This window comes from Paenibacillus kyungheensis (assembly GCF_028606985.1).
GTDB classification, from domain to species: Bacteria; Bacillota; Bacilli; order Paenibacillales; family Paenibacillaceae; genus Saccharibacillus; species Saccharibacillus kyungheensis.
In genome coordinates this window covers 4,769,119-4,794,397 of the sequence record NZ_CP117416.1, presented here as the reverse complement: position 1 = coordinate 4,794,397, position 25,279 = coordinate 4,769,119, and the positions used below count along the sequence as shown (strand labels likewise).

Annotated in this window: 24 protein-coding genes; 17 read left to right on the top strand and 7 right to left on the bottom strand. The window is 40.7% G+C overall.

Translation table 11 applies throughout. The features are described from left to right. The first annotated feature begins 204 nt into the window (after nt 1–204). The 9 genes from PQ456_RS20830 (at nt 205) to PQ456_RS20790 (ending at nt 9,312) form a co-directional block, all read left to right on the top strand. Nucleotides 205–1,269, top strand: a complete 1,065-nt coding sequence (locus PQ456_RS20830) for an ankyrin repeat domain-containing protein (protein WP_273613922.1) — start codon at nt 205–207, stop codon at nt 1,267–1,269. Between the two features lie 19 nt (nt 1,270–1,288). Then, a complete protein-coding gene (locus PQ456_RS20825) occupies nt 1,289–1,726 on the top strand; it encodes an Imm63 family immunity protein (RefSeq protein WP_273613921.1) in 438 nt (145 codons plus the stop codon). 155 nt (nt 1,727–1,881) lie between these two features. Continuing rightward, entirely contained in the window at nt 1,882–2,229 is a 348-nt protein-coding gene (locus tag PQ456_RS20820) for a DUF2294 domain-containing protein (protein ID WP_273613920.1), read from the top strand. A gap of 228 nt (nt 2,230–2,457) precedes the next feature. Further along, complete coding sequence (locus PQ456_RS20815) at nt 2,458–3,534, top strand: ABC transporter substrate-binding protein (protein ID WP_273613919.1); 1,077 nt, start codon at nt 2,458–2,460, stop codon at nt 3,532–3,534. Between the two features lie 84 nt (nt 3,535–3,618). After that, on the top strand, nt 3,619–4,611 hold the full coding sequence (locus PQ456_RS20810; RefSeq protein ID WP_273616375.1) for a nucleoside hydrolase: 993 nt from the start codon (nt 3,619–3,621) through the stop codon (nt 4,609–4,611). A gap of 182 nt (nt 4,612–4,793) precedes the next feature. Beyond that, nucleotides 4,794–5,615 (top strand): ABC transporter permease, encoded by an 822-nt coding sequence (locus PQ456_RS20805; protein WP_273613918.1) that lies wholly within the window; start codon nt 4,794–4,796, stop codon nt 5,613–5,615. A gap of 7 nt (nt 5,616–5,622) precedes the next feature. Beyond that, nucleotides 5,623–6,414: an ABC transporter permease gene (locus tag PQ456_RS20800; protein WP_273613917.1), complete on the top strand. Its 792-nt coding sequence runs from the start codon at nt 5,623–5,625 to the stop codon at nt 6,412–6,414. A 16-nt stretch (nt 6,415–6,430) separates the two neighbouring features. After that, the gene (locus tag PQ456_RS20795; RefSeq protein ID WP_273613916.1) at nt 6,431–7,507 is read left to right on the top strand and encodes an ABC transporter ATP-binding protein; all 1,077 of its coding nucleotides are present in this window, start codon (nt 6,431–6,433) and stop codon (nt 7,505–7,507) included. Between the two features lie 59 nt (nt 7,508–7,566). Further along, nucleotides 7,567–9,312 (top strand): adenine deaminase, encoded by a 1,746-nt coding sequence (locus PQ456_RS20790; protein ID WP_273616374.1) that lies wholly within the window; start codon nt 7,567–7,569, stop codon nt 9,310–9,312. Between the two features lie 255 nt (nt 9,313–9,567). Here PQ456_RS20790 and cobA read toward each other — a convergent pair whose 3' ends face one another. Genes cobA through nirB form a run of 3 tightly spaced genes read right to left on the bottom strand, consistent with a single transcriptional unit; the run spans nt 9,568 to nt 13,190 of the window. After that, a complete protein-coding gene (gene cobA / locus PQ456_RS20785; protein ID WP_273613915.1) occupies nt 9,568–10,392 on the bottom strand; it encodes a uroporphyrinogen-III C-methyltransferase in 825 nt (274 codons plus the stop codon). A gap of 17 nt (nt 10,393–10,409) precedes the next feature. Then, nucleotides 10,410–10,721, bottom strand: coding sequence for a nitrite reductase small subunit NirD (gene nirD / locus PQ456_RS20780; protein WP_273616373.1), 312 nt, complete (start codon nt 10,719–10,721; stop codon nt 10,410–10,412). An 18-nt stretch (nt 10,722–10,739) separates the two neighbouring features. Next, entirely contained in the window at nt 10,740–13,190 is a 2,451-nt protein-coding gene (gene nirB / locus PQ456_RS20775; RefSeq protein WP_273613914.1) for a nitrite reductase large subunit NirB, read from the bottom strand. A 453-nt stretch (nt 13,191–13,643) separates the two neighbouring features. Between nirB and PQ456_RS20770 the strand changes: the two genes are divergently transcribed. Both PQ456_RS20770 and PQ456_RS20765 read left to right on the top strand, forming a co-directional pair. After that, the gene (locus tag PQ456_RS20770) at nt 13,644–14,237 is read left to right on the top strand and encodes an ANTAR domain-containing response regulator (RefSeq protein ID WP_273613913.1); all 594 of its coding nucleotides are present in this window, start codon (nt 13,644–13,646) and stop codon (nt 14,235–14,237) included. A 21-nt stretch (nt 14,238–14,258) separates the two neighbouring features. Further along, nucleotides 14,259–15,317 carry an anthranilate phosphoribosyltransferase gene (locus tag PQ456_RS20765; RefSeq protein ID WP_420540626.1) on the top strand — a complete coding sequence of 353 codons (1,059 nt, stop codon included), beginning with the start codon at nt 14,259–14,261 and terminating at the stop codon, nt 15,315–15,317. 133 nt (nt 15,318–15,450) lie between these two features. Here PQ456_RS20765 and PQ456_RS20760 read toward each other — a convergent pair whose 3' ends face one another. From PQ456_RS20760 to bacA, 3 genes are all read right to left on the bottom strand, one after another. After that, on the bottom strand, nt 15,451–16,785 hold the full coding sequence (locus tag PQ456_RS20760; protein WP_420540625.1) for a hemolysin family protein: 1,335 nt from the start codon (nt 16,783–16,785) through the stop codon (nt 15,451–15,453). Between the two features lie 103 nt (nt 16,786–16,888). Next, on the bottom strand, nt 16,889–17,263 hold the full coding sequence (locus PQ456_RS20755) for a hypothetical protein (protein ID WP_273613911.1): 375 nt from the start codon (nt 17,261–17,263) through the stop codon (nt 16,889–16,891). A gap of 137 nt (nt 17,264–17,400) precedes the next feature. Beyond that, nucleotides 17,401–18,237: an undecaprenyl-diphosphate phosphatase gene (gene bacA, locus PQ456_RS20750; protein ID WP_273613910.1), complete on the bottom strand. Its 837-nt coding sequence runs from the start codon at nt 18,235–18,237 to the stop codon at nt 17,401–17,403. 356 nt (nt 18,238–18,593) lie between these two features. On the opposite strand from bacA, the gene PQ456_RS20745 reads away from it, so the two are divergent. From PQ456_RS20745 to PQ456_RS20720, 6 genes are all read left to right on the top strand, one after another. Then, complete coding sequence (locus PQ456_RS20745; protein ID WP_069327677.1) at nt 18,594–19,076, top strand: Dps family protein; 483 nt, start codon at nt 18,594–18,596, stop codon at nt 19,074–19,076. Nucleotides 19,077–19,533: 457 nt separating this feature from the next. After that, nucleotides 19,534–20,664 carry a nitric oxide synthase oxygenase gene (locus PQ456_RS20740; protein ID WP_273613909.1) on the top strand — a complete coding sequence of 377 codons (1,131 nt, stop codon included), beginning with the start codon at nt 19,534–19,536 and terminating at the stop codon, nt 20,662–20,664. Nucleotides 20,665–20,691: 27 nt separating this feature from the next. After that, complete coding sequence (locus PQ456_RS20735; protein ID WP_273616371.1) at nt 20,692–22,032, top strand: TrkH family potassium uptake protein; 1,341 nt, start codon at nt 20,692–20,694, stop codon at nt 22,030–22,032. 125 nt (nt 22,033–22,157) lie between these two features. Next, on the top strand, nt 22,158–22,829 hold the full coding sequence (locus PQ456_RS20730) for a response regulator transcription factor (protein ID WP_273613908.1): 672 nt from the start codon (nt 22,158–22,160) through the stop codon (nt 22,827–22,829). After that, nucleotides 22,826–24,160, top strand: a complete 1,335-nt coding sequence (locus PQ456_RS20725) for a sensor histidine kinase (protein ID WP_273613907.1) — start codon at nt 22,826–22,828, stop codon at nt 24,158–24,160. The genes PQ456_RS20730 and PQ456_RS20725 overlap by 4 nt, the downstream gene beginning before the upstream one ends. Nucleotides 24,161–24,344: 184 nt before the next feature. Continuing rightward, nucleotides 24,345–24,539, top strand: coding sequence for a Mas-related G-protein coupled receptor member D (locus PQ456_RS20720; protein WP_273613906.1), 195 nt, complete (start codon nt 24,345–24,347; stop codon nt 24,537–24,539). Nucleotide 24,540: 1 nt separating this feature from the next. Here PQ456_RS20720 and PQ456_RS20715 read toward each other — a convergent pair whose 3' ends face one another. Next, on the bottom strand, nt 24,541–25,194 hold the full coding sequence (locus PQ456_RS20715) for an amino acid ABC transporter permease (RefSeq protein ID WP_273613905.1): 654 nt from the start codon (nt 25,192–25,194) through the stop codon (nt 24,541–24,543). Nucleotides 25,195–25,279 lie beyond the last annotated feature (85 nt).

Sequence of the window (25,279 nt, the reverse complement as noted above, 5' to 3'; positions counted from 1 at the left end):
AACCGATCTATAAAGTAGTTATTCCGTATAGAAAGAAACTTATATTCAGATCAAATAAATAAAAACAGTATATGATCCGTCTGTCCAAACCTATATACTAGGTCAACGACAGACGGATTTTTGACGATATCCAGAAAAGGTGTAGGATAGATCAAATAGAGCGAAAATAAATCATACAATCATGATTATTCAGGAGGTGTTTTTATGTACGTGATTGCAAATGTCGGGAAGTTTGCCCAATTGCCACCGATTGCTTTACATATATACAATAAGGATATAGCTGCTTTAGAGCAATCATTTATAGAAGGTTGGGATATTGAAGAACCGTTTGTTTTGAGTGAATATACTACGATTACTCCATTAGATATGGCAATAACGTTAGAACACGATAAAGTAGTGCATTGGTTAGTGAAGCATGGTGTGAATTTGAATGCCAAAGACAATCCTGCTTTTTTGTTAGCTGTACGATACGGAGAAGAACCGCTGATTCGATACTTATATGAGCATGGTGCGCAGATCAATCGATTGAATCGAGTCCAATCCAGTGCTTATGATACCGCTTATTTTGGCAAAAAAAAGAATATAGCGCTGATCTATGAATTGGGATTAGATATCCAAAAATATGGAGGGTCTGTTTTGCGTAAAGCAGTGACGAATCATGATCTACAAACGATCGATTTCTTACTAGATCATGGAGTAGATATCAATTACAATAAGCCAGACATGGTCTATCCGTATCATGCGACTCCGCTTACTGTAGCTACCCGTAATGAAAATGTAGAAATGGTAGAGTATTTGATTCAGCGTGGAGCAGATGTCACAATAGCCGAAAAAAATGGAGAACGTCCATACACTATAGCGGTTATCAATAAAAATGAGTACTTAGCACAACTGTTAAAAAGTCTAGAGCCTGCTGCATTTCATAATGAGCAAAATAAATTATATACTTTGCAAAGTTACAAACTTCCTAAAACATTAATCGAATTTTTAAATACAGACGAGCGGGTATTGCAGTGGGAAGATTCTGACCAGCAAACACAGCAGATTGAATTGTTGTCTTTACTGGATACAGTAGAAATGAAAGTAGGGCGACAGCGCTATCTACGATTGTCCGCAGAGATCAGTTTGTATTCAGATCTATGTATCGTCTGGAATCCGACTAAAAAAGTCATCGGTTGCTATGATGAAGAGCATTTAACATATACCGCTTTGGGTACATGGTCAGATTTTAGTGATGATCCTGGCAAGTTTATGGATTCATTAGTATAGAACATCAAGGAGCTTGCTTATGAAAACAGAAGCGCAATATATAGAACAATTACATTCGTTATTACAACGTACTTCATTACAGGAAGAAGAGTATCGCGACTATATCACCAATCCATTTGTACAATCTTTTTTAGATGATTTTGCTCCTTTTGTAGAGCTAACGGCTACCGGATATCGATTGAAAATGTATGAACGGGGTCAAACGGTTTTTACCAAAATGATCTATGATGAAGAAGCAATGCTGTACTGGATATTAGCCTATACGATAGAACTGGTGACTCATATTCGGTTATTGCGCAAATACAAAGTCGATAACAAAACGTCTTTTTTAACCTATGATGATGATCTGATTCAGGAATGGAAAAATGAGCAGACCCAGATATTTGATGCGATTGGCGGCATATATGCACAGTGGTGGCATGAGACAGGTAAACGAGCAGAAATCGAGTCCCGATAAAACGGACGATTTGGAATATACTTACACGCAATGTTCGCTTATAGAACAATATTTATTTTAAAAGTCGTAATTATGTTGCTCCATTCTATTAATTTATGTATAATAACGAGGTCGGACGAACTCAATGTACGACATTTACCAGTGAAGGTGATAAGATGAATCTTCTAGATCACAATGAGTCCAAAAAGAAAATGGCACAGTTATATAACGAAGTATCCAAAGAACTATTTGGCTATGGAACCACTTTGTTACGAGTTTCGGTCGAAGATCATATTATTACGTTTCAAGCCAGACACCGACGTTCTCCACGGTCGGCTGCACTTGAAGGCGAAGATCCAGCACTCAAGCAGGAAGTCGATTTTCGTTTATCGACCGTCTATAAGCGTAAATTTCGTGAAAAGTTAGAACAAGAATTGCAATTGAATATTGAAGCTATATTGCGCGATTATGATGCGTCTACTCAATGGGCTTTTACCAATGTGGTACTGGCGGAGAATCAATAACGCAAGCTGGTTTCAACTGACACGCCAACCTGACTGGCGGATTTCCTTTTTTGATCTATCTTAAAAGGTGACCGGATACAGATCAGTTTGTAACGGGTACCGCTTTGCTTTGTTTATCGAAGAAAAGTGTTCTTGTTCTTACAAGGATACTTTTCTTTTTTGTTTGTTTATAAGTAATTGTTGCAACATTGTTATTCAGAATCAACCATTTGAGAGGGGAAACCAAACATGAGTAAAAAGTGGATGAGTGGATTACTGGCATTAACATTAGCAGGTGTAGGGCTTGCAGGTTGTGGAACAACGATTGATCAAAACGGTAATGCAAGTACAGGTGGCAGCGCAGATGGACAAAAAGAACTGGTTATCTCGACATGGGGATTTTCGGAAGATTTTCTACAAGAATCAGTTTTCCAACCGTTTGAAAAAGAACATAATGTCAAAATCGTACTCGAAACAGGCAACAATGCAGAGCGGTTAAACAAAATTCGTCAGGGCAGTACCAATGTGGATCTGATCTACCTCTCGGATTATTATGCACAACAAGCGATAGACGATAATTTACTCGAACCGATTGATCGTACCAAATTGACGAATTTAGATCACATTTATGATATTGCCAAAGCTCCCAATGGCGAAAAATATGGCCCTGCTTATACGGTAGCTCAGCTCGGTATTGCATACAATCCAGCTTTGGTTAGTGGTGAAGTAACATCATGGAGCGATCTATGGAAACCGGAATTTGCTAATAATGTAACGATGCCAGCGATTACAGCAACCGCAGGTCCGATGATGATCGATGCCGCTTCGCGCGTAGCAGGTAATAAAGAATTCAACGAAGATGCAGCATTTACACAACTGAAAGCTTTAGACCCGAGTGTGGTCAAATACTATAGCCAAACCTCAGAATACGTGAATATGATCGGACAAGAAGAGATTGCAGGTGGCCCGATTATGGAAATGTATTTCAAAGATATTCAAGCTGCTGTACCGGGTGCGAAGTTCGTCACTCCATCTGAAGGGGCTTATGCAGTCATCAATACAGTGAATATCGTTAAAGGTAGCGATAACAAAGAGCTGGCTGAAGAATTTATCGACTGGCAATTGAGCAAAGACGTACAAGAGAAATCGGCAAAAGCCAAAGTTGATTCTCCTGTAAATAAAGATGTGGTACTGACAGACGAAGAAGCGCAAGGAATTACGTACGGTGCAGATATTATTGAAAATCTACGTAAGTTAGATATGGAATTTGTTAATAAAAATATGCCAGCATGGACAGATCGTTGGAACCGTGAAATCGGGGGTTAAGCTCAAGGAAAGTACTACCGTTATAACCACATTTTGAAGATTGAAGGAGGATGTACTTTGAGTCTAGTGCAACGGAAAGTCATTATGGATGTAGATACAGGAATCGATGATGCGCTCGGTATCATGCTAGCTGTCGGTAGCGGCAGTTGTGACATTCTAGGCATTACGACGGTTAACGGTAATGTATCGATGCAACAGGCGACGACGAATACATTCAAAATTCTACAGTTGATTGATCGTACGGATATCCCTGTTTTTGCAGGAGCAGATACTCCGTTAGTACGGAAGCCGAGATTCGAACATTCGGTTCATGGCAATGATGGCATCGGTGGCGCATTAACCGAAATGAAGGTGGAGCAACAGGTTCAACCTCAAGCCGCTCACGAATTTATGATTGAGCAAATTATGAACCATCCCGGTGAGATCACATTGATTCTCACCGCACCACTGACCAATGTCGCATTAGCGATTCAACAACAACCAGAGATTGTCGCTAACGTCAAAGAAATCGTTATTATGGGTGGCGCCGTCAATGAATACGGCAATATCACACCAACGGCTGAATACAATATGTACGTCGATCCTGAAGCCGCCAAGCAAGTCCTAAACGCAGGCTTTGCCAATCTAGTACTTGTACCATTAGACGTGACACGCAAAGTATTGCTAAACAACAACCATCTCGGCGCACTCAACCGAACCGCTCAACCTGAAATCGCAGTATATGTAGGTCAGAGCACATCCGCTTATATGGAGCGCTACGAACAACGCAATGGAGTCAAAGCATGCGCAATGCACGACCCACTTGCAGTAGCCGCCGCTCTGTATCCCGGTGTAATCAGTACCACGTTATACCATGTCGATATCGAAACCAACAGCGACCTATGCGACGGACAAACCGTATGCGATTTTCAAAATCGTTTGGGCAAACAACCCAACGTCCAAGTCGCTCTAAAGGTCAACCATATCGCCTTTTTCAAAATCTTTTTGGAATCCCTGAGTAATCTCAAAGCAACTCAACCTGTAGCAAGTGTAGAAATAGAACTGATCGAAAATGCAGAGCAAATTTCCTTAAAATAATATTGTAGTGAAAAGAATATCCTGTTTTCGCAGCGAGATTCACTAGAGCAACTCTAATCTCAACTAGCTAATCATCTCTATCTTTCAAAATTAATCTTGTAAAAATATCTTTAAAAGTAACACCAATTACGCTGTCCCAAAGAACCACCTTAATTCTGCTCAGATAGGAGCGTATCCCACCTATGAAAATCAATAAGATGTACTGGCTGCTCCTACCCGGGCTGCTGTTCCTTACCGTATTTATGCTGATCCCGATTATATTGACGATTGGCTCAACGTTTGTGCAAGAAGGCAAACCGACTTTGGAAGGGTATCTGTACTTTTTCAGAGATGCGTATTTCAATCGGATTCTACTGACTACACTACGAGTCAGTGTATTTACAACAGTGATCTGTATCGCTCTGGGTTATCCGGTGGCTTACTATATTTCTCGCTTGGGTACGCGGAAAAAAGGGATTTTGCTAGCCTTATCTATTTTTCCACTACTCACTAGCCCTGTGGTGCGCTCGTTTAGCTGGATGATTATTCTAGGACGTAAAGGTCTGGTGAATAATGCTCTAGTCGCTACAGGTATTGTCGATAAGCCGATCGAAATTTTGTATACACCAACAGCGATGATTATCGGACTGGTACATCTATTTCTACCATTGATCATTATTACGCTTGTCGGTGTGATGGAAAATGTAGATAGTGAACTGATTCGTGCGGCAGAAAGTCTGGGCGCTTCTCGGTTTACCGCGTTGCGTAAAGTATTATTCCCGCTCACGATTCCGGGTCTGATTATCGGAAGTGTACTTGTATTTGTCGGTAGTCTAACTGCATATACAACGCCAGCCTTGCTTGGAGGTAAGGAACGGGTAATCTCTACATTCCTGTATCAGAATGCGATGACATTGAATGATTGGTATCTAGCTTCTGTGATTGCGACGATTATGATTGTGATTACACTGGTTGTTGTAGGATTGATGAACAAAGTAGCCACCAAATTGAATCCGAAGGGGTGAGACGAAGATGAAAGAAAAACATTACGGGCTGGCGATATTTAGTACGTTAGTCTTTATTTTTCTGCTAGGACCACTGGTGATCATCTCGGTCACCTCATTCGGGCCGGGTACGGTATTGAAATTCCCACCGGATGGATTTTCACTCAAATGGTATCAAAATATATGGGCAGTCGATATGTTTCCGAAGACGTTTGTCACATCGATTGTGATCTCGTTACTAGGGAATCTGCTTGCTTTGATTCTCGGTGTGCCAGCGGCATATGCACTAAGTCGATATCATTTTCGCGGACGTGATTTGCTGAATGCCATCTTTTTATCACCGGTACTGATTCCAGGGATTGTACTTGGTTTTACGATGCTCAAATATGTATTAGTCATGTACCATTTACCGATTTATACCGGTCTATTGGTTGGACATACAGTGATCATGTTGCCGTTTATTATTCGAGTGATTGGTTCCAGCCTATCGAACTTTGACTTCTCTATTGAAGAAGCGGCAGTCAGTCTTGGCGCAGGACGATTACAAGCATTTTTCAGAGTGGTGTTACCGAATATACGCTCAGGCATTATGGCGGCGGTATTAATCGCTTTTCTGGAGTCATTCAATAATGTCGATATCTCGGTATTTATGACAGGGCCGGGAATTAGTACATTACCGATCCAGATGTTGACGTATGTACAGAATTATTTCGATCCAACAATAGCTGCGATTTCGGTCGTGTTAATGATATTAACCGGTCTGTTGATGTTCGTGATTGAACGTCTCATGGGTGGGCTGGCTTACTTTACCAAACGATAAGGGGAGGCATACGACGATGACATTACTCAGCTTAGAACAGGTATCGGTGGCGTATGATAACCACCTGATTTTGGAGAATTTCGATCTCAAATTAGAAGAAGGTAAATTACTTTCATTACTCGGACCAAGCGGCTGTGGCAAAACAACCACTTTGCGTCTGATTGCAGGCTTTTTAGAGGCTAAAGGTGGCAAATTTATGTTCGACGGGCGAGATTATACGAATCTGCCAGTCAACAAACGCAATTTTGGATTTGTATTTCAAAGTTATGCGTTATTTCCACATTTGTCGGTCTATGATAATGTAGCGTTCGGCTTACGTTTACGCAAAGTGAAAGAAGCACAGGTTAAAGAAAAAGTATTGCGAATGCTTGATATTGTGAGTCTAAATGGCTTTGAAAAGCGGTTCCCGCAAGAATTATCCGGTGGACAACGTCAACGTGTAGCGATTGCGCGTGCACTTGTGATTGAGCCTGACCTGCTGTTATTCGATGAGCCATTAAGTAATCTGGATGCCAATCTAAGAGTAACGATGCGTGTGGAGATTCGTCGTTTACAACAAGAATTAGGCATGACTGCGGTCTATGTGTCTCATGATCAGGAAGAATGTTTTTCGATCTCGGATCAAGTAGCGATTATGAACGCTGGTAAAATCGAGCAATTAGGCGCACCAACAGATATTTATCAATATCCCAAAACAGAATATGTAGCTCGTTTTATCGGGTTTAATAACTTTTTGGTTTTTGATGGTACACGTCAAGGAAATACAGGATTAGAGTGGACGATTGGCGATTATGGATTTGCTGTGCAGTTACAAGCAGGGCAATCGACAGCTGAGACATACAAAGGCGCAATTCGTCCGGAAGACTTACGCATTACTCGGTTAGATGAATTGACTGATCTGCAAAAGTCTTTGTCTAATCAAGTACCGGGCACAGTCAAAGTCAGTACGTATCTAGGACGTAGTTATCAATTTGAAGTACAGACAGCGTTAGGAGCATTTACAGTGAATCAAGAAATGGATATCCCGATCGCACCCGGTCAACAGGTGATGATTACTTTTCCAGCGGATAAGATTGTGATGGTGGGACAATGAGTAGCGTAAATACATCCACGACCCGCAGTCATGAAGCTAACACATCTACATTAGTTCCAATCGCTGTTGATCTGCTGATCACAAATGTGCAAGTGTACAATAGTTACTACAAAGAATTTCGTACAGGCGATGTAGCTGTTAAGGGCGAACAATTTTTATATATCGGTCAGCAAAGCAGTGATCGTTTTGTAGCTACACAAGTGATCGAAGGTCATAGACGGTATATGATTCCCGGGCTGATCGATATTCATTTGCATATTGAAAGTTCGATGGTCACGCCAGCGACATTCTCTCACGGTATTTTACGTCGCGGAGTCACCACGATCGTACCGGAACCGCACGAGATGGCCAATGTATTCGGGCTTGAAGGGGTCAAAGAAATGATCGCCGCCAGTCAAGAAGTGATATGCGATATGATGTACAGTATTCCTAGCTCTGTACCCGCAACACCGCTTGAAACAACAGGCGGTTCTATCGAGATTGCGGATATTGACGAGTTGATGCGCACCGAGTCTATTATTTGTCTCGGTGAAATTATGAACTATGTCGATGTGATACGTGATCCTGAATGTAAAACCAATCAGATTTTACGCCATATGAAGACTCATTATCCGCATCTTGTTATTGAAGGGCATACGCCTAAGTTACTTGATCTGGATCTTCATCAATTGATCACAGCAGGCATCGATTCTGATCATACCCACCAGAGTATAGAAGGGATGACAGAACGTATAGCAGCAGGGATGTTTATTGAACTGCAAGAGAAATCGATGACACCGGAAATTATCGATTATATGATCACTCACGATGTAGCAGAGCATTTCTGCTTTGTGACCGATGATGTAATGACAGATAGTCTAGCGTGGCGTGGGCATCTCGATTATATCGTTCGTAAAGCGATTCAGATGGGTATGACACCTGAAGCGGCGATCTATGCGGCTACTTTTACACCTGCAAAACGGATGAAGATGAGTGATCGTGGAGCTATAGCACCCGGTAAGTTAGCGGATTTTGTTTTACTATCAGATATCGAGCAGTTCCAGATTGATGAAGTGTATAAAAAAGGATTATGTGTGTATCAGCAAGATCAGCCGTATGTACAGCCTTCTTCCGAACCGCAATTTCCGTCGCACTTTTATAACAGTGTGAAGTTAGAATTGCTGAACGAACAACATTTTCAAGTTCCAGTTCCTCACAGTGACAGTCTGTATGAATGTCGGGTCATGATGGTCAAAGACGGATCAACATTTACCGAAGAACGTCTTACCGATGTAAGTGTGCGTAATCAGCAGTTGATGTGGGAACAGAGTGGGTATGGATTGATTGCTACATTTGAACGGTATGGAAAAAATGGCAATCATGCGTATGGGCTGATCGGTGGAGATACGATTACACGTGGTGCGATAGCGACAACGTATTCACATGACAATCATAATTTACTTGTTGTCGGTCGTAATCCACAAGATATGGCAATAGCAGCGAATGAAGTCATTAGCAAGCAAGGCGGCTTCTGTGTTGTGTTAGACGGCAAAGTGATTGCTTCACTGCACTTACCTGTAGGCGGTATCTTAACAGAAGCCCCTCTGGAAGAAACAGCAATTGCTGTCGATCAACTGGTTACAGCTATGCGCGAGTTAGGATATAAGCATTACAATCCGATTATGTCGATCAGTACGCATTCGTTACCCGTTAGCCCTGCACTCAAAATTACGGATTATGGTCTAATAGATGTGAATAAAGGAGAAGTAGTACCTTTATTAACAGGAGTTACTCGAGATCAAATAAATAATTCAGACCAAAAATAGATCATTTTTAAAACGATCTCTATATGACATACTAAAAATCATAATTGTTAAAAATAGTGATACCAAAAAAGCCGTTTCTCCTCTATATGAAGGGAAAGGGCTTTTTTAGATTTGTATCTATACGTATAGAATCTATTGAAGAGGGTGCAAATAGATCATACGATTATACCTATTCAAGAGGTGTCTGTATGTACGTGATCGCAATATTGGAAAATTTGCCGGATTACCAACAATTGCTGTACATATAGACGAGCATTATCCGATCATTTGGTGAGCTTGATGCTTCATCTGTATTAATTGTTCCCGGATATGAACCACTTCACCGATAATAATCATCGCTGGATTACTAATATGAGCGGTTGTCGCTATCTGAGTGATATCAGCCAGTGTACCAGTAAATACCCGTTCGGCTTCGGTTGTGCCATTTTCGATCAGAGCGACAGGGGTTACAGAAGATTTACCACACAGAATCAATTGACTACAGATTTCGTCCAACTGACTGACACCCATATAGATCGCCAGAGTATCTACACTATGTGCGAGTAGATCCCACCTCACAGGAGCAGGCGAGATCGCTGGTGCTGAAGAAGATACTGCTTCGATAGTTGCTGGCTCAATCGCTGGATTAGCCCGGCATACGGTAATACAAGCAAAAGATGTCGCTACACCGCGATGAGTCAGTGGAATAGAAGCACTGGCAGCCGTTCCGATTGCTGACGTGATACCCGGTACTATTTCGTAAGCAATATGATGTTCTGCTAGAAATAAAGCTTCTTCTGCACCCCGTCCAAAAACAAGGGGGTCGCCGCCTTTGAGCCGAACAACGGTATGACCTGCTACGGCATAAGAGAGAAGTGTGCGATTAATAGTGGCTTGATTCATATGATGCAATCCAGGTGCTTTACCGCAAAATAGTCTTTGTGCATCTGGACGGGCATACGTTAACAACTCATCATTCACCAGACGATCATACATAATCACATCGGCTTGCTGAATCCGCCGTAATGCTTTGACCGTAATCAATTCAGGATCACCCGGACCTGCACCAATAATGCTGACTGTACCATATGCTCTATTCATCTTCACCACTCCTTTGCTTAAAATGTGATATAGATCGCTCCACTCGCAGGATCAACTTCGGTGTTGTACGTATGCACACAGCCTTCATCAGGATCTTGTACTTTTCCACTCCGCAAATCTATTTTCCAATCATGTAAAGGGCAATGAATCGCTGTTCCGCACACCATTCCTTCCGATAATCTCCCTTTTTTGTGGGGGCAACTATTTTCGACTGCATGAATACTACCATCGCTCAGATGGAATAGAGCAATCTCAGTCTCGCCTAATAGAAATGTACGTGATCCTTTTTTATCGATATCTTGAATATGCCCTACATGTAATTTAGTCATCGTCATCGCAGTTCCCCCTTAATAGATAGATGTGGTCGATCCGGTTAATGGTGCTTGGTGTAGCGGTTCAAAGTTTTTGCGTAATTCATCTTTGGCGATAATTTCTTTCCATGGATCAGAAGTGTAACTAAGCGTTTCTTCAATACGGCTTACCAGTTCCAAGCGAGTTTGTTGATCAGCAAGCGCTTCTTTCACATGATCTAAGCCTACACGTTCGATCCATGCTGCGGTGCGTTCATTAAAGCGAGCATGTTCACGATAATATTGTAAATACGCACTAGACCATTCCATCACTTCTTCTTCTGTTTTGACCGTACAAAGCAGTTCAGCCGCACGTACTTTGACCCCACCATTGCCTCCTACATGCAGTTCCCAACCGCCATCAATAGCGACTAACCCCAAATCTTTGATCGTTGCTTCTGCACAGTTACGGGGACATCCAGACACAGCCAGTTTAATTTTGGCAGGGCCGGTTAAGCGTTCATACGCTTTTTCCATTTTGATTCCCATCGCCATTGCATCCTGTGTACCGAAGCGACAAAATGTATTGCCGACACATGTTTTGACGGTACGTAACGTTTTGCCATAAGCATGACCGGAAGGCATATCTAATTCTTCCCAGATTTTAGGCAAGTCTTCTTTTCGAATCCCGAGTAGATCCAATCGTTGCCCGCCGGTAAATTTGACGAGTGGGACATTATATTTTTCAGCCACATTGGCGATTTTTTTGAGATCAGCAGGGGAGGTGACTCCGCCATAGATACGGGGAACCACTGAATAGGTGCCGTCTTTTTGAATATTAGCGTGATAACGTTCATTGGTGAAACGGGATTCTTTTTCATCTTCATATTCAGCCGGGAACAGCATGCCTAGATAATAATTGAGGGCAGGACGGCATTTGGAACAACCTTCAGGTTCGCGCCATTCCAGTACATTCATCACTTCTTTGACAGTTTTGAGACCCATCGTTTTGATCTGTTCTACAATCTCATCGCGTTGTAGAGAAGTACATCCACACATGCCTTCTTTGACAGTCACTTGAGCGGAATCTCCAGCATATAGTTGAAGCAATCCTTCGACCAGTGGAGCACAACCTCCGCATGATGCAGATGCTTTGGTGCAAGCTTTGAGCGAACCCATCGTATGACAGCCTTGTTGAAGTACTGCATCGCCAATTGCCGCTTTGCTCACACCATTACAACCACAGACAATCTCATCATCTGCCATACTTTCTAATCGTTGTAGTGGAGAAACGGCTGTCGCACCACCAGCATAGCCGGTCAATAATTCTTTTTCACGTCCAACAATCGACTCGCCACTTTTGATCAGTGAAAACAATGAACTGCCTTCCGACGTATCTCCAAACAATACCGCTCCGATCAATTTCCCATCTTGAATCACTAATTTTTTGTAAATGCTATCGATATCATCTTGCATCCGTAAAGACTTGGTCTGTGGAGTATCTGCAAATTGCCCTGCTGAAAATACATCTACACCTGCTACTTTAAGTTTGGTTGAAGTGACTGAGCCTTCATATCCGGCAGTGTCCAGTCCTGCAAGACGCTTAGCAAGCACAGCCCCTTGTTCATATAGTGGAGCCACTAGCCCGTATCCAATCCCTCGATGTTCTGCACATTCGCCTACAGCTGAAATATGAGGGATATTGGTGTGTAAATGATCATCAACCACGATTCCCCGATTGATTGTTAGTCCTGAGGACTGAGCAACATCGATATTAGGACGAATCCCTACTGCCATTACGACAAGATCAGCGTCTAACGATTCTCCATCAGTGAATCGAAGCCCTGTCACTCTGCGCTTGCCTGTTAATTCCACTGTACGCTTGCCAAGTAGGAACTTCATACCCTGTGCTTCTAACTGCTCTTGTAGCATCAGACCTGCTGGAAGATCAAGCTGACGATCCATCAAATGTTCATTGATATGAATTACAGTAACATCCATACCGAGGTTTAATAGTCCGCGAGCTGCTTCAAGCCCTAATAGTCCACCACCGATCACTGCCGCTTTGCGATGCGTCTGAGCCGTTGCTATCATCGTCTCGCAGTCTTTAATATCTCGAAAACCGATCACACCGTCTTTGTCTGAACCTGGAATAGGCGGGATAAAGGCGCGCGAACCGGTTGCAATAATCACTTCATCATAGTCTACATGTAAGCCAGAAGCAGAGATGACCTGACGCTGATCAGCATCAATACGAATAACAGGATCACCGGTGTACAGCGTAATATGATTATCACGATACCAATCATGATCATTAATAATGATGTCATTGATCGAAGCTCCACCAGCAAGCACAGTCGATAATAAGATACGATTATAGTTAGGATGAGGTTCTGCTCCAAAAATAGTAATCTCATATGCATGTGGTGCGAGCTTCAGTAAATGTTCTATCGTCCATACGCCTGCCATTCCATTTCCGATTAATACTAATTTTTTGGTTGTTGTCATGATGATCTCTCCTCCTATAATCTCGATCTACATATAAAAAGCCTGTCTCATTCCAACCAGAGATAAGCGTGCCAGACGCTTGGTGCTCTGATATAGAGTTGAGACAGGCTTCATTGCCGTCTATAAAGTAGATACTCCATTGTATCTAGTTATCATTTCGCTAACAGATAGATAATATGTTGATGATGCGATAATTGATCATATGTGTTTTTCGATAAACCAACTATAAAAGATGTATAATTACATGTCAATATAAATAACATAAAAATTTTATTTGAAATTAGAAGTTAATTATGTTTACATGATAAATATCAAAACACCCTCGATTATCTTGATTGTCTTAAAAAAGAGCTAAAATCTGCTTATCCACTTTTAAATCTAGTTGTTCATGTGATATTTTCTATTATATATTTCATTGTAAGTATTAAGTCTATGAGGAGGGAGTACCTCTCAATGCGTTCTTTACTGATTATCCGTATGGAGAATATCATCTGTGGTCCGGATCAGTTAGAGTCTGTTGTGTTACCTGAGACTTTGCTGGAAGATAACGGGTATCAGGCGTCGATTTCAGTTGGGGCTGATGATGTCAAACCTTTGTTAACCAAAGCCGATGCTGTAGTGCTTGATCTACCGATAGAAGAGATTACAGCATTAGAGCACATACTTACGCATTCACGTAGTATCCCGATGTTGTGGTGGTGTAGCCCGTATACAGCTACTTCTTCTGTACAAGCTTGTGAAATGGAAAGTGCGATAGATGGGATTTTGACACCCACAATGAAAGAGCAAGAACTTCACTGGGCACTTCATTTTGCAGCCAAATTATGTGTAGAACGGCAACAATGGCATAGTGAGCGTCAGCAATTAGTATCCCGTTTGGAAGATCGCAAATGGATCGATATGGCGAAAGGTATTTTAGCAGATATGAAAAAAATATCAGAAGCGGAAGCCTATGATATTTTACGTAAAAAAGCGATGAATGATCGTAAACGCCTGGTTGATGTCGCTACAGCTATTGTCAAAGCACATCAGTTGTTACAATCTTAATAGTCAAAGGAGGAACCTGACGTGAACATGACAGACATACTGAAAGAAGTAGGTCGAGGCAAAAGAGGTTCCAGAGATCTTACGTATGATGAAGCGCTAGCTGTAGGCGAACTGATTTTGAATCGAGAAGCTTCTGACGTACAGATCGGTGCTTTTTTTATGGCAGAACGAATGAAGATGGAAAATATAGAAGAGATGCATGCTTTTGTCGATATCTGCCGTAAATATGCGTTACGTACTTCCTCTATCAATAGTCTGGATTGTGCTGCTCCTTATGATGGACGGACAGCTTCATTTATAGCGAGCTTTGCAACTTCATTTGTTTTGGCAGCGACAGGGCAGAAAGTCACCTTGCATGGTAGTGAACCTTTGCCTCCTAAATGGGGTGTGACGTTACCACTATTGTTGCGCGAAATGGGCGTCAATACCGAGCATCTAACTAGAGATCAATCTTTATATGCTGCTCAGGAAACAGGATTATTATTTGTAGCGGCAGAGCAGTGGTGTCCACCATTAGGTGCTTTGCGTACATTGCGTGAAGAAATAGGTGTGCGTACGATACTGAATAGCGCTGAAAAACTAATGAATTATAGTCATTCTCCTTATCTGGTGTATGGCGTGTTCCATAATACGTTTTTTGAACGGATTTCTAAAGTGTTACAACGATTGGATTATCAGCGAGCAGCGATTATTCAGGGAGCAGAAGGATCAGAAGATTTATTTATCGATCGTCCTACACGTACATATCGGGTAGAGCGCGGTGAAGCTCATATGGAGATTATAGACCCGGAAGTCTATGGATTGGATATCTCTTTACCGGAAATGTCGTGGACAGCGTCTACGCAGATTGAAGTGACCGAGCAGGTGTTACGCGGACAAGCCGATCTTGCGTTTACCAATCAAGTCTTACTTAATAGTGCGTACCGGCTTGCTTTGACAGGCAAAACAGGTTCAATCGAAGAAGGCGTTTATACCGCCAAATCGATACTTGAAAGTGGCAAAGCGTATCAAGTGTACCAACATTGGGGTCAGTTAATGCGTGGAGAACAACCTAATATGTTGATCGGGAATAGGTTGTAGTCGTTTGTAGATCATCATTATTTGCAGTAGCCACCCATATCAATCCACAAAAAAACCGCTTCTCCTTTTGAGGAAAAAGCGGTTTTCATGTTTTTAGCCAATCATCTGATCTTCACTATCTAGATGAACTCACTTATGATTCAATCTCTTCATTTTCATCGGTTTCGACTACTTTTTTGACAATCTCCAGCTTGCGATAACGACGCGCACTACGACGTAACACTTTGAATGTTAGATCCTCGAATTCATACGTAGCTCCAATCGCTAGATCCGGACGTTGACCGTATAACCAACCGCTGATCGTATCCAACTCTTCATCGTCTAGATCGGTACCTAATAGATCGTTTACACGATTGATAAATACTTTACCATCGACAATAAGATGATTCGGAGCAATCTGTTGAATTTCGTCTTCTTCATCTGCATCGAACTCATCACGAATCTCGCCTACGATTTCTTCCAAAATGTCTTCGATCGTGATCATCCCGGATGTACCACCGTATTCATCGACCAGAATCGCAATATGAGTGCCTTCACGCTGCATGCGCTTGAGCAGATGCTTAACAGGTGTAGTCTCAGATAAAGACATAACCGGATGGATCAAAGGAGCCACATTCAAATCTGGTGTCTCTTCAGCAGCTAGAAAGAATTGCTTCGTATTGATCATCCCGATAATATTATCTTTGCTTCCTTCTGCAACAGGGAAGCGGGTATATTGCTCTTTACGAATAATCATCCGGTTTTCTTCAGGAGACTTTTCGGTAAATAAGCACACCATATCGGTACGAGGCACCATTAATTCTTTCGCTAACATTTCATCAAAAGCAAAAATACGACTGACATAACCATATTCACTTTGATTGATTTTGCCACTTTCATAGCTTTCATTCAAAATAATATGCAATTCTTCTTCCGAGTGAGCTTCTTCATGTTCACTCGCAGGTTGTAGACCAATCAAGCGGGTTAAGAAGGTAGCCGATCCATTTAAAATAAAAATAAAAGGATACATAATGCGGTTAAACCAGATAATCGGACGAGCAGTATACAAAGTCACTAATTCTGCTTTACGCAAAGCAACTGTCTTCGGTGTTAATTCACCAACAACTACGTGGAAATAAGTAACTAAAATCAATGCAATCGCATAAGACAAAATATGACTTAATGATGCAGGTACGCCTACATTAGCGAACAAAGGAGATAACATATATTCAACCGTTGGTTCTCCCAACATACCCAGTCCTAATGCAGTAATCGTAATCCCTAATTGGCAGGTTGATAAATAGCCGTCCAGATTTGAAATGACTTCTTTGGCATAACGAGCATTTTTGTTTCCTTCAGCGATAAGCTGATCGATCCGACTACCCCGTACTTTCACAATTGCAAACTCCACCACAACAAAAAAAGCAGTAAAGATAATTAAAATGACAAATAACGTTAAATTAAGTCCAATATTAATACTGTCAGACAACAAACTCTCTCCCTTCATGCGTGCCGATCCTATAGTGGTCAGCATCCGCGATCCATTAATTGAAATGATGCACACTGGCGATAACCAGATGTGTTATACACGATTAAGGTCGTACGGAAGCCGTATCCATATAATTAGACCGGTACTTGAGCGCTTCAAGCAACAAGCGCTTGAGCAAGAGAGGGATAAAAGAGAGAAGATGAGTGGGACTGAACGATCTATTCACATACCGAATCAGAATCGCAAAGTAAGCAGCCAGTGTCATCACTGGTGGTAATGTCGGCACCCTACAACCGCCATCTACATTATTAGCATATCGTGATGATCCATATGTCATTTTACCTGGATAGATTCCAGTTGTGACGGCAAAGTCGTAATCTTCTTCATCAGCTGATTGAAATGGCATACAGAACAACAGCATGATTAGACTCATCAGTACAGCACTCATCATTCGCCTTCGCGCGGGTAAAGTATCCAAGTAGCATCTCCCATTTGAATAAGACGGCAAGCCGCCATTATTTATAGTTATATATATTCATATTATTACAAATATATTAACTCTGAATATCGAATATTGAATCAGAACAAGGCTCTGTGACAGACAACGTTTTTCGTTTAGCGAGTAAGCAAAATAAAGAAAATAATAGCAAGTGCAAAACGATAGTACGCAAATACATACAATGGAAGACGTTTAAGCAGATTTAAGAATGTTTTGATTGCTACAAGAGCTACAAGGAAAGCAGCGATAAATCCAGCAGCAAAAAATCCAAAGTCATCCATACTTAGATACTGAGCACTTTTGACAAGATCCAGTCCTGTCGCTCCAAACATAACAGGTACAGACACAAGGAATGTAAATTCAGCAGCGGCTGTATGGGATATTCCAAGTAACAGTCCACCAGAGATCGTAGAACCTGAACGAGAGAATCCTGGCCATAGAGCAAGACACTGGAACAATCCTACACCAAACGCCTGCTTGTATGTAATATCATCAACCGTCATATTACCCGCTGAGCGACCTTTACGCCATTCGGCATAGATCATCAGCAAACCACCGACAACAAGGCTGTAGACTACCGTCATAGGCCCAAAAAGATGTTCTTTAATGAAGTCATGCAACACCAGTCCAACCACAACCGCCGGTAACATTGCCAAAATAATATGCAAAATGTTCAAACGACGTTGAGGAGCTATTCCATTTTTACTTTTGAGCCGCCCGTTAAATAGATCAGGAATCGTCATCAAAATATCAATAAACTTACGCCAGTACAATACAACCACAGCAAGTACGGCTCCTAGCTGTACCACAATTTCAAACGTTTTGACCTGTTCTGCATTCTGATCGAGTCCCAGTAGATAACTGGTCAAAATCATATGCCCGGTACTGGATACAGGCAAGAACTCAGTCAAGCCTTCAATAATACCCATAATAATCGCTGAAATAATATCCACGAATGGACCTCCTTTTAATGTGAGCATAGTTATAAATGCAATTTACGCTTACTCCATAGTATGAGATAAGACAGCACTCCGTCAATTTGCTAGATAGCCTATGTTATTTCTGCTCCTCAAGACAATATAAAGAAAACTGAACGAAAAGAACTAGAGATGTAAAGGTTATGAATAAAGTAAGCGTTTGCTTGGTAGGTAATAGGGAGAAGAAGTAAAATATTAACTCACAATTTGTCGATACGAAAAAATATTTTTTGCAGATAACACTAGCCAAATGGTAGTCTATCTGTTATGATTAATTCAGGAATTAGAATAAGTCTAAATTTAAAAATACAAAACGAAAAGAGGAATTATCTATGACATCTCTACAAAACACTTCTACTACAACTGAGACTACACAAACAACTGCATTATATAACGCTTTGAATGTTCAAATTGCGAACTGGTCTTTGCTTTATACCAAACTTCACAATTTCCACTGGTACGTCAAAGGTGAAAACTTCTTTACACTACATGCTAAATTCGAAGAATTGTACGATCAAGCTACTGTGTATATGGACGATATTGCTGAGCGTTTACTCGCAATCGGTGGTCAACCTGTAGCTACACTTCGTGAGCAATTGGAATTGTCTACATTGCTTGAAGCAACAGGTACAGAGCAAGCAAATCAAATGGTAAGTTCACTTGTAGAAGATATTGCAACCGTATCTACAGAGTTAACAGAAACGATTGTTCTTGCAGAGCAAGTCAGTGACCAACCAACAGCTGATCTATTGATCGGTATTCGTGGTGAAATTGAAAAAGCAGCATGGATGTTGAACGCTTATCTTGGTCGCTAAGATTACATTTTCTAGCTAATAGCTATCCAAGCAATCTTGTTCATATGAGTTATTCATAGTAAAGCCCTTCAGAGTATCATCTGGAGGGCTTTTGTTGTCGATAAGATAGAAAGTAAAGTGCTGAGTATGGACGGAAGTCGATCATAGCGTTCCTTTGAAACAATAAAATGGATTATATAATGTAGTCATCCAAATGCAATATTGATGCGTATTTTAGAGTGTGCCCTCTATTTATGGAACGATATGGAAAGTCTCTCAGCCCTTATACAGCAAGGATGTGCACGTTCTGTGACAATTGTATCATAACACTGCCGAAGCACTGTTTTGTAACGTATAATATGGACAATCCTAATAACGATAAGCAGACCAATCAGGCGGGCTCCCACCAGAGCGTCGCCTGTTTTTATATTGTGGTAGAAGTGGATTCTAATGGATAAGATAAAATGAGGTGGAATATATGGCCGTTACACATCCGTTAATGCAGGAAGCAACATTATTTTTGCGTCAATGTTATCAAGAACTTGGCAAAAGTGAAGATGAGCTAGAAGCACGCTTGCAACAGGTAGAGCATGATATTCAAAACAATGGAAGCTATGAACATACATTTGAAGAATTAGAACATGGAGCCAAAATGGCGTGGCGCAATAGTAATCGCTGTATTGGACGCTTATTTTGGGATAATCTACAAGTGCGTGATGAGCGCCATATTCAAGGGACAGAGCAGATTGCAGACTCTTTACTTGAGCATATCCGATATGCTACAAATGGAGGTAAAGTTCGTCCAACGATCACTATTTTTAGACCACGTGCGATCGACGGATCGGAGATGAGAATTTGGAATCATCAATTGATTCGTTATGCAGGTTATCAGACAGAGAAGGGGATTATTGGTGATCCCGCTTCACTTGATTTTACGCAATTTTGTGAAAAGTTAGGTTGGACAGGAGCAGGAACTTCGTTTGATGTTCTTCCTTTAGTGATTAGTGAACACAATGGGACTCCACGTTGGTTTGAGATTCCGCAAGCAGATGTAATGGAAGTGCCGATGATCCATCCAGATTTTCCGGGATTTACAGAATTGGAATTAAAGTGGTACGCTGTTCCCATCGTATCTGAAATGCGCTTAACGATTGGCGGTATCCATTACACAGCAGCACCTTTTAACGGCTGGTATATGGGTACAGAGATTGGTGCACGTAACTTTGCAGACGAACATCGGTATAACTTGTTACCACAAATGGCAAAAATCATGGGACTCGATACCAGCAGTAAAGCGACATTATGGAAAGATCGTGCATTAGTTGAACTGAATTTGGCCGTATTGCATTCGTTCAAAGAAGCAGGTGTGAGTATAGTAGATCATCATACAGCAGCTTCACAATTTCAGCGTTTTGAACAACGGGAAGCGGAAGCAGGACGAGCAGTAACAGGCAACTGGACATGGCTGGTTCCGCCGATGTCACCTGCGACTACGCATATTTTTCATCAATCGTATGATAATCGGGTAGTAACCCCTAATTTCTTTTATCAGGATAAAGCATATGAACCGAAAGCTTCTGTTTCGCAAGGAGGCTGTCCGTTTCATTAACACGAAAGGAATATTATTTTGAATAAAATGGCAAGGCATATGAAGGGATTTGTGCATCCGGCACGTTTGATTCCACTGGGATTTGCAGGGATGATATTGATCGGGACGATACTATTGAGTCTCCCGATAGCCGGTACAAATGGCCACAGTGTAGGATTACTGAATGCTTTTTTTACTTCGACTTCGGCTGTCTGTGTGACAGGGCTTGCAGTTATTGATACTGGAGCGAGCTTTTCACTATTTGGTGAGCTGGTCATTATGGTTCTGATCCAGATTGGTGGACTTGGATTTATGACATTCGGGGTGCTGTTTGCTGTATTACTGGGCAAGCAGATTGGACTCAAGCATCGCTTAATGATTCAGCAAGCGACTAATGCTTTTTCCACACAGGGATTAGTGAAATTGTCACTTAACATCTTCCTAATCGCTTTTGTACTGGAATTTGTGGCAATGATCACATTGACGCTACATTGGGGACCGACGATGGGTTGGGCACCTGCTCTGTATCAAGGTGCTTTTTACGCCATATCTTCTTTTAATAATGCAGGGTTCTCGTTGTCTCCAGATAGCTTGTCCAGCCATGTTGGTGATCCGGTAGTCAATACGGTCGTTATTTCACTATTTGTAATCGGTGGACTTGGATTTATTGTCGTGACCGATATATTGCAAAAGCGCAGATGGCGTCGGTTCTCGTTAAATACGAAATTGGTACTGATGACTTCAGCGATAGCGACAGTGTTCGGTGTATTATTTGTCCTTGTAGTAGAGTGGGGAAATCCAGCTACACTTGGACATTTGAGTATAACTGAGAAAATATGGGCATCGCTATTTCAGGGTGTTATGCCCCGTTCATCCGGTTATAATACTGTCGATATCGGTGGTCTGATGGCGGCAACACAATTTGTATTTATTATTTTAATGTTTATTGGAGCTGCCAGCGGTTCAACCGGTGGTGGGATCAAAACGAATACATTTGCGATTCTAATGCTGGCTCTATACAGTGTGGTACGTGGTCGTAGTGAGATTCGTGCGTTCCATCGCAGAATTAGCTTTGATACCGCATTTCGCGCACTGGCTGTTATTATGATCTCGCTTGGGATTGTGTTTACGATGACCATTTTACTGACACTGACGGAAAGTGGAACAGGCGCTCAATTTCTAAGCATTTTTTATGAAACTGTTTCTGCGTTTGGTACAGTAGGTTCGTCGATGGGCTTAACCCCTCATCTCACACCTGCGGGCAAAATCCTTATTATTATTACGATGTATATCGGTCGTCTGGGCCCACTGGCTCTAGCCTATGCACTTGCACAGAAAAACAAAGAAGCCAAGTTCAGTTACCCGGAAGAAAAGGTACTGATTGGTTAACAGATAGATTTATCATAATAAGCTTATATCGAAAAGAAATTTGCATGTATTTGCAACTAAAACTTTTTTGGTATAAGCTTTTTTTGACTTGAATTACAATTTATGGGCAGGTGGTGAAAGCAGTCATGAGCAATATTTTGTATATTGAAGATGATCAAGAAATTGGCGAATTTGTTTATGACATATTAGAACAAAAAGGGCATAGAGTAATATGGCTTACTTCATCCTACCAGTATGAGCAACATATTGAAGCAAAAGATATCGTAATCTTAGATGTTATGATGCCAGGATTAGATGGCTTTACTGTAGGGCAACGAATCAAGGAAATGCATATAGACATTCCAATTCTGCTTTTAACAGCGCGTACAGCAATGGAAGATAAGTTAAAAGGATTAGAGTTTGCAGATGACTATATAACCAAACCATTTCATCCCGAAGAATTAATAGCACGTATCGAAGTGCTGTTAAGACGATTCAATAAACACCCTATGCACGAACTTGTATTACATCATTTGCAGATCCATTTACAAGAAAAAAGAATTATTAATCGATATACAGCAGAAGAAATCTTTTTAACAGATAAGCAATTTAAAATCTTTATCCTTTTATTAAATCATCCTAATCAAATTTTGACTAAAGAACAGATCTACGAAAATATCTGGAATCAACATTATATGGAAGGGGATAAAACATTGATGGTACATATCAGATATTTGCGTCAAAAAATAGAGGAAAACCCCAACAAACCTATTATTTTGGAAACGATTCGTGGAATAGGTTATAGGATCAAGCAATGAAGTTATCGACTAAATATGTAATAAATATTATTGTGTCTGTGTTGTTTTTTCCTTTAGCTTTTATTATTGTTAATTTTGTTTATTATGTTACGTTGACGTACATTATCGATCAGCAGAATCATATTTATTATGAAAAAGAAAAGTTAGAAACGGTATGGCGACAAGATGCGAATCGCTGGAGTGGACAATCAGATGCTGAGATTTTAACAGATTTTCAAAATAATCAGCAATATAAACACTCTAATATGGTCTGGATTAGTGATGATGGCGAAGTATTATATATGTCTGCCAAAGCAACAATACTTCCTAAGTCTCCACTTAATGTTAGTGAAGTTACAGAGTGGACTCAAAAAGCGAGTCAACAAAATCTTGTCATTAGTGGATATATCAAAGGAAGCCAGAATCAAGGATATGGCTTTCTCGAAACGCCTTATTCTATCGTAGGATCTCAATGGGAGATTATGCGCAAAAAGTATGCTCCATTTTGGTTTCTTGGCTTTCTATGTATCTGTTTACTTTTTCTTTTTAATTCTTGGATCTTCTTTTCCAAAATTCAAAAACGATTGGTTCGCCTGCAAGATCATATGCAGAAAGTGGATCAAGATGGTATTCCTAATATCATGAAGGTTCGTCATGAAGATGAAATAGGGCAAGTAGAACATTCTTTTAATCAGATGGTAAATAAGCTTAAACAAAGTAAATATAAAGAACAAGAAGAAACAGAACTTCGCAAAAAATTAGTTGCTGATCTGTCTCATGATCTAAGAACTCCATTAACCGTTATTCGTAGTCATGCGTTTATATTAGATCATGAATCATTAAGCGAAAAGGGAAGTCATTCTGTCCAGATCATTAACGATAAAATCACGCATATGGGTGAATTAATCGACAACTTATCTTCATTTTCTTTACTAGCTGCAGGTAAATTACCAATCCATATACAATCGACAGATGTTGTCAAAGTTATTCGTTCATCTCTTACATCATGGTATCCTTTGTTTGAAAAAGAACATTTTGAAATTAATATTCTTTTGGAGCATCCGCTTATATGGGAGATTGATGAATTATGGTTTAAACGAATTTTAGATAATATTTTTCAAAACATTTTGCGTCATGCTTCTGTAGGAAAATACATTTCAGTAGAAACGTATCCACAAGGTCTGAATGCTGGAATTAGAATCCAAGATCATGGTTCTGGATTGGATAGTGTATCAGATCATAAAGGCGCAGGAATAGGGCTTTCTATTATTGAGATGATGTGTAAGCAAATGAATTTATGGTATACGATGAACAGTAACGAACAAGGAACAGTGATTATGATTACTAAATAAATGAATATAAAATATGATACATATAACAAAAGTCGTAAAATCTTAATGATTTTACGACTTTTTGATTTGAATAGCTTTGGAATATTTAAACCAAATTTAAACCAAAAGAAGCTGTTTTTTAAACTCTACCTATTAAGATGAAATTATTACGATATGAATACAAAATAGATAGGGAGGACTAAACATGGAAGCAATTTTGTTCTGTATGGCGATGTTGGCATTAGCAACAACTTTAGGCATATTAATCAGTATATTTTTGAATACCGGCATAAAAGGAGTACTCGATTTAACTCGTAAACCTGTAAAAATGATGGCCGTTTCTTTTGCATCTTATATTGTTTTATTCGCAGCCTATATACTGATTAGTCATTCAGCGTAGACTAATTGATTCTCTTTTCGAACCAATTCAATAATTTACTTAACGAATAGGTAAGAATAAAGTAGATGATTGAAGCGGTGATATAGGGTTCCCATACACGCATATATTGTCCACGCATGCTGTTGGCATAGTACATGAGTTCAGGAGCCGCAATAATAGCGACTAAGGAAGAGTCTTTAATCAATACAATAAATTCATTACCAAATGCAGGAATCATTCGCTTGATCGCTTGAGGCAAAATAATATAACGCATCGTCTGGCGGCGTGTCATCCCTAAAGATAACGCCGCTTCAGTCTGCCCTTTGTCTACCGATTGAATACCGGCACGAAAAATCTCGGCCGTGTACGCGGCTGAATTAAGGGTTAATGCTACGATAGCGGCTAGAATCGGATCGCTTCGGTCTAACAGCAATGGAATCAATCCAAAATGCACCATAAGTACTTGCACGAGCAACGGCGTTCCGCGGAAAAAGTTGATATAACACGCTGTCGGTAATTGAAAGTACGCTTTGGAGGACATACGTCCAAATCCCATAATCAGCCCAAGTATCGAACCGAAAATAATCCCTGCAAATGAAATACCAATCGTTAATAAAGTGCCTTTTAATAAGATCGGGAGATAGTAAGCAATAATATCGAATCTAAAGTCTGTCATGAAGAGTCCCTTCCTATTCAAAAAGGTTTTTATACCAAAGAAAGTATGCGTGATTGCTGTATAACGCATACTTTCTTTGTAGAGT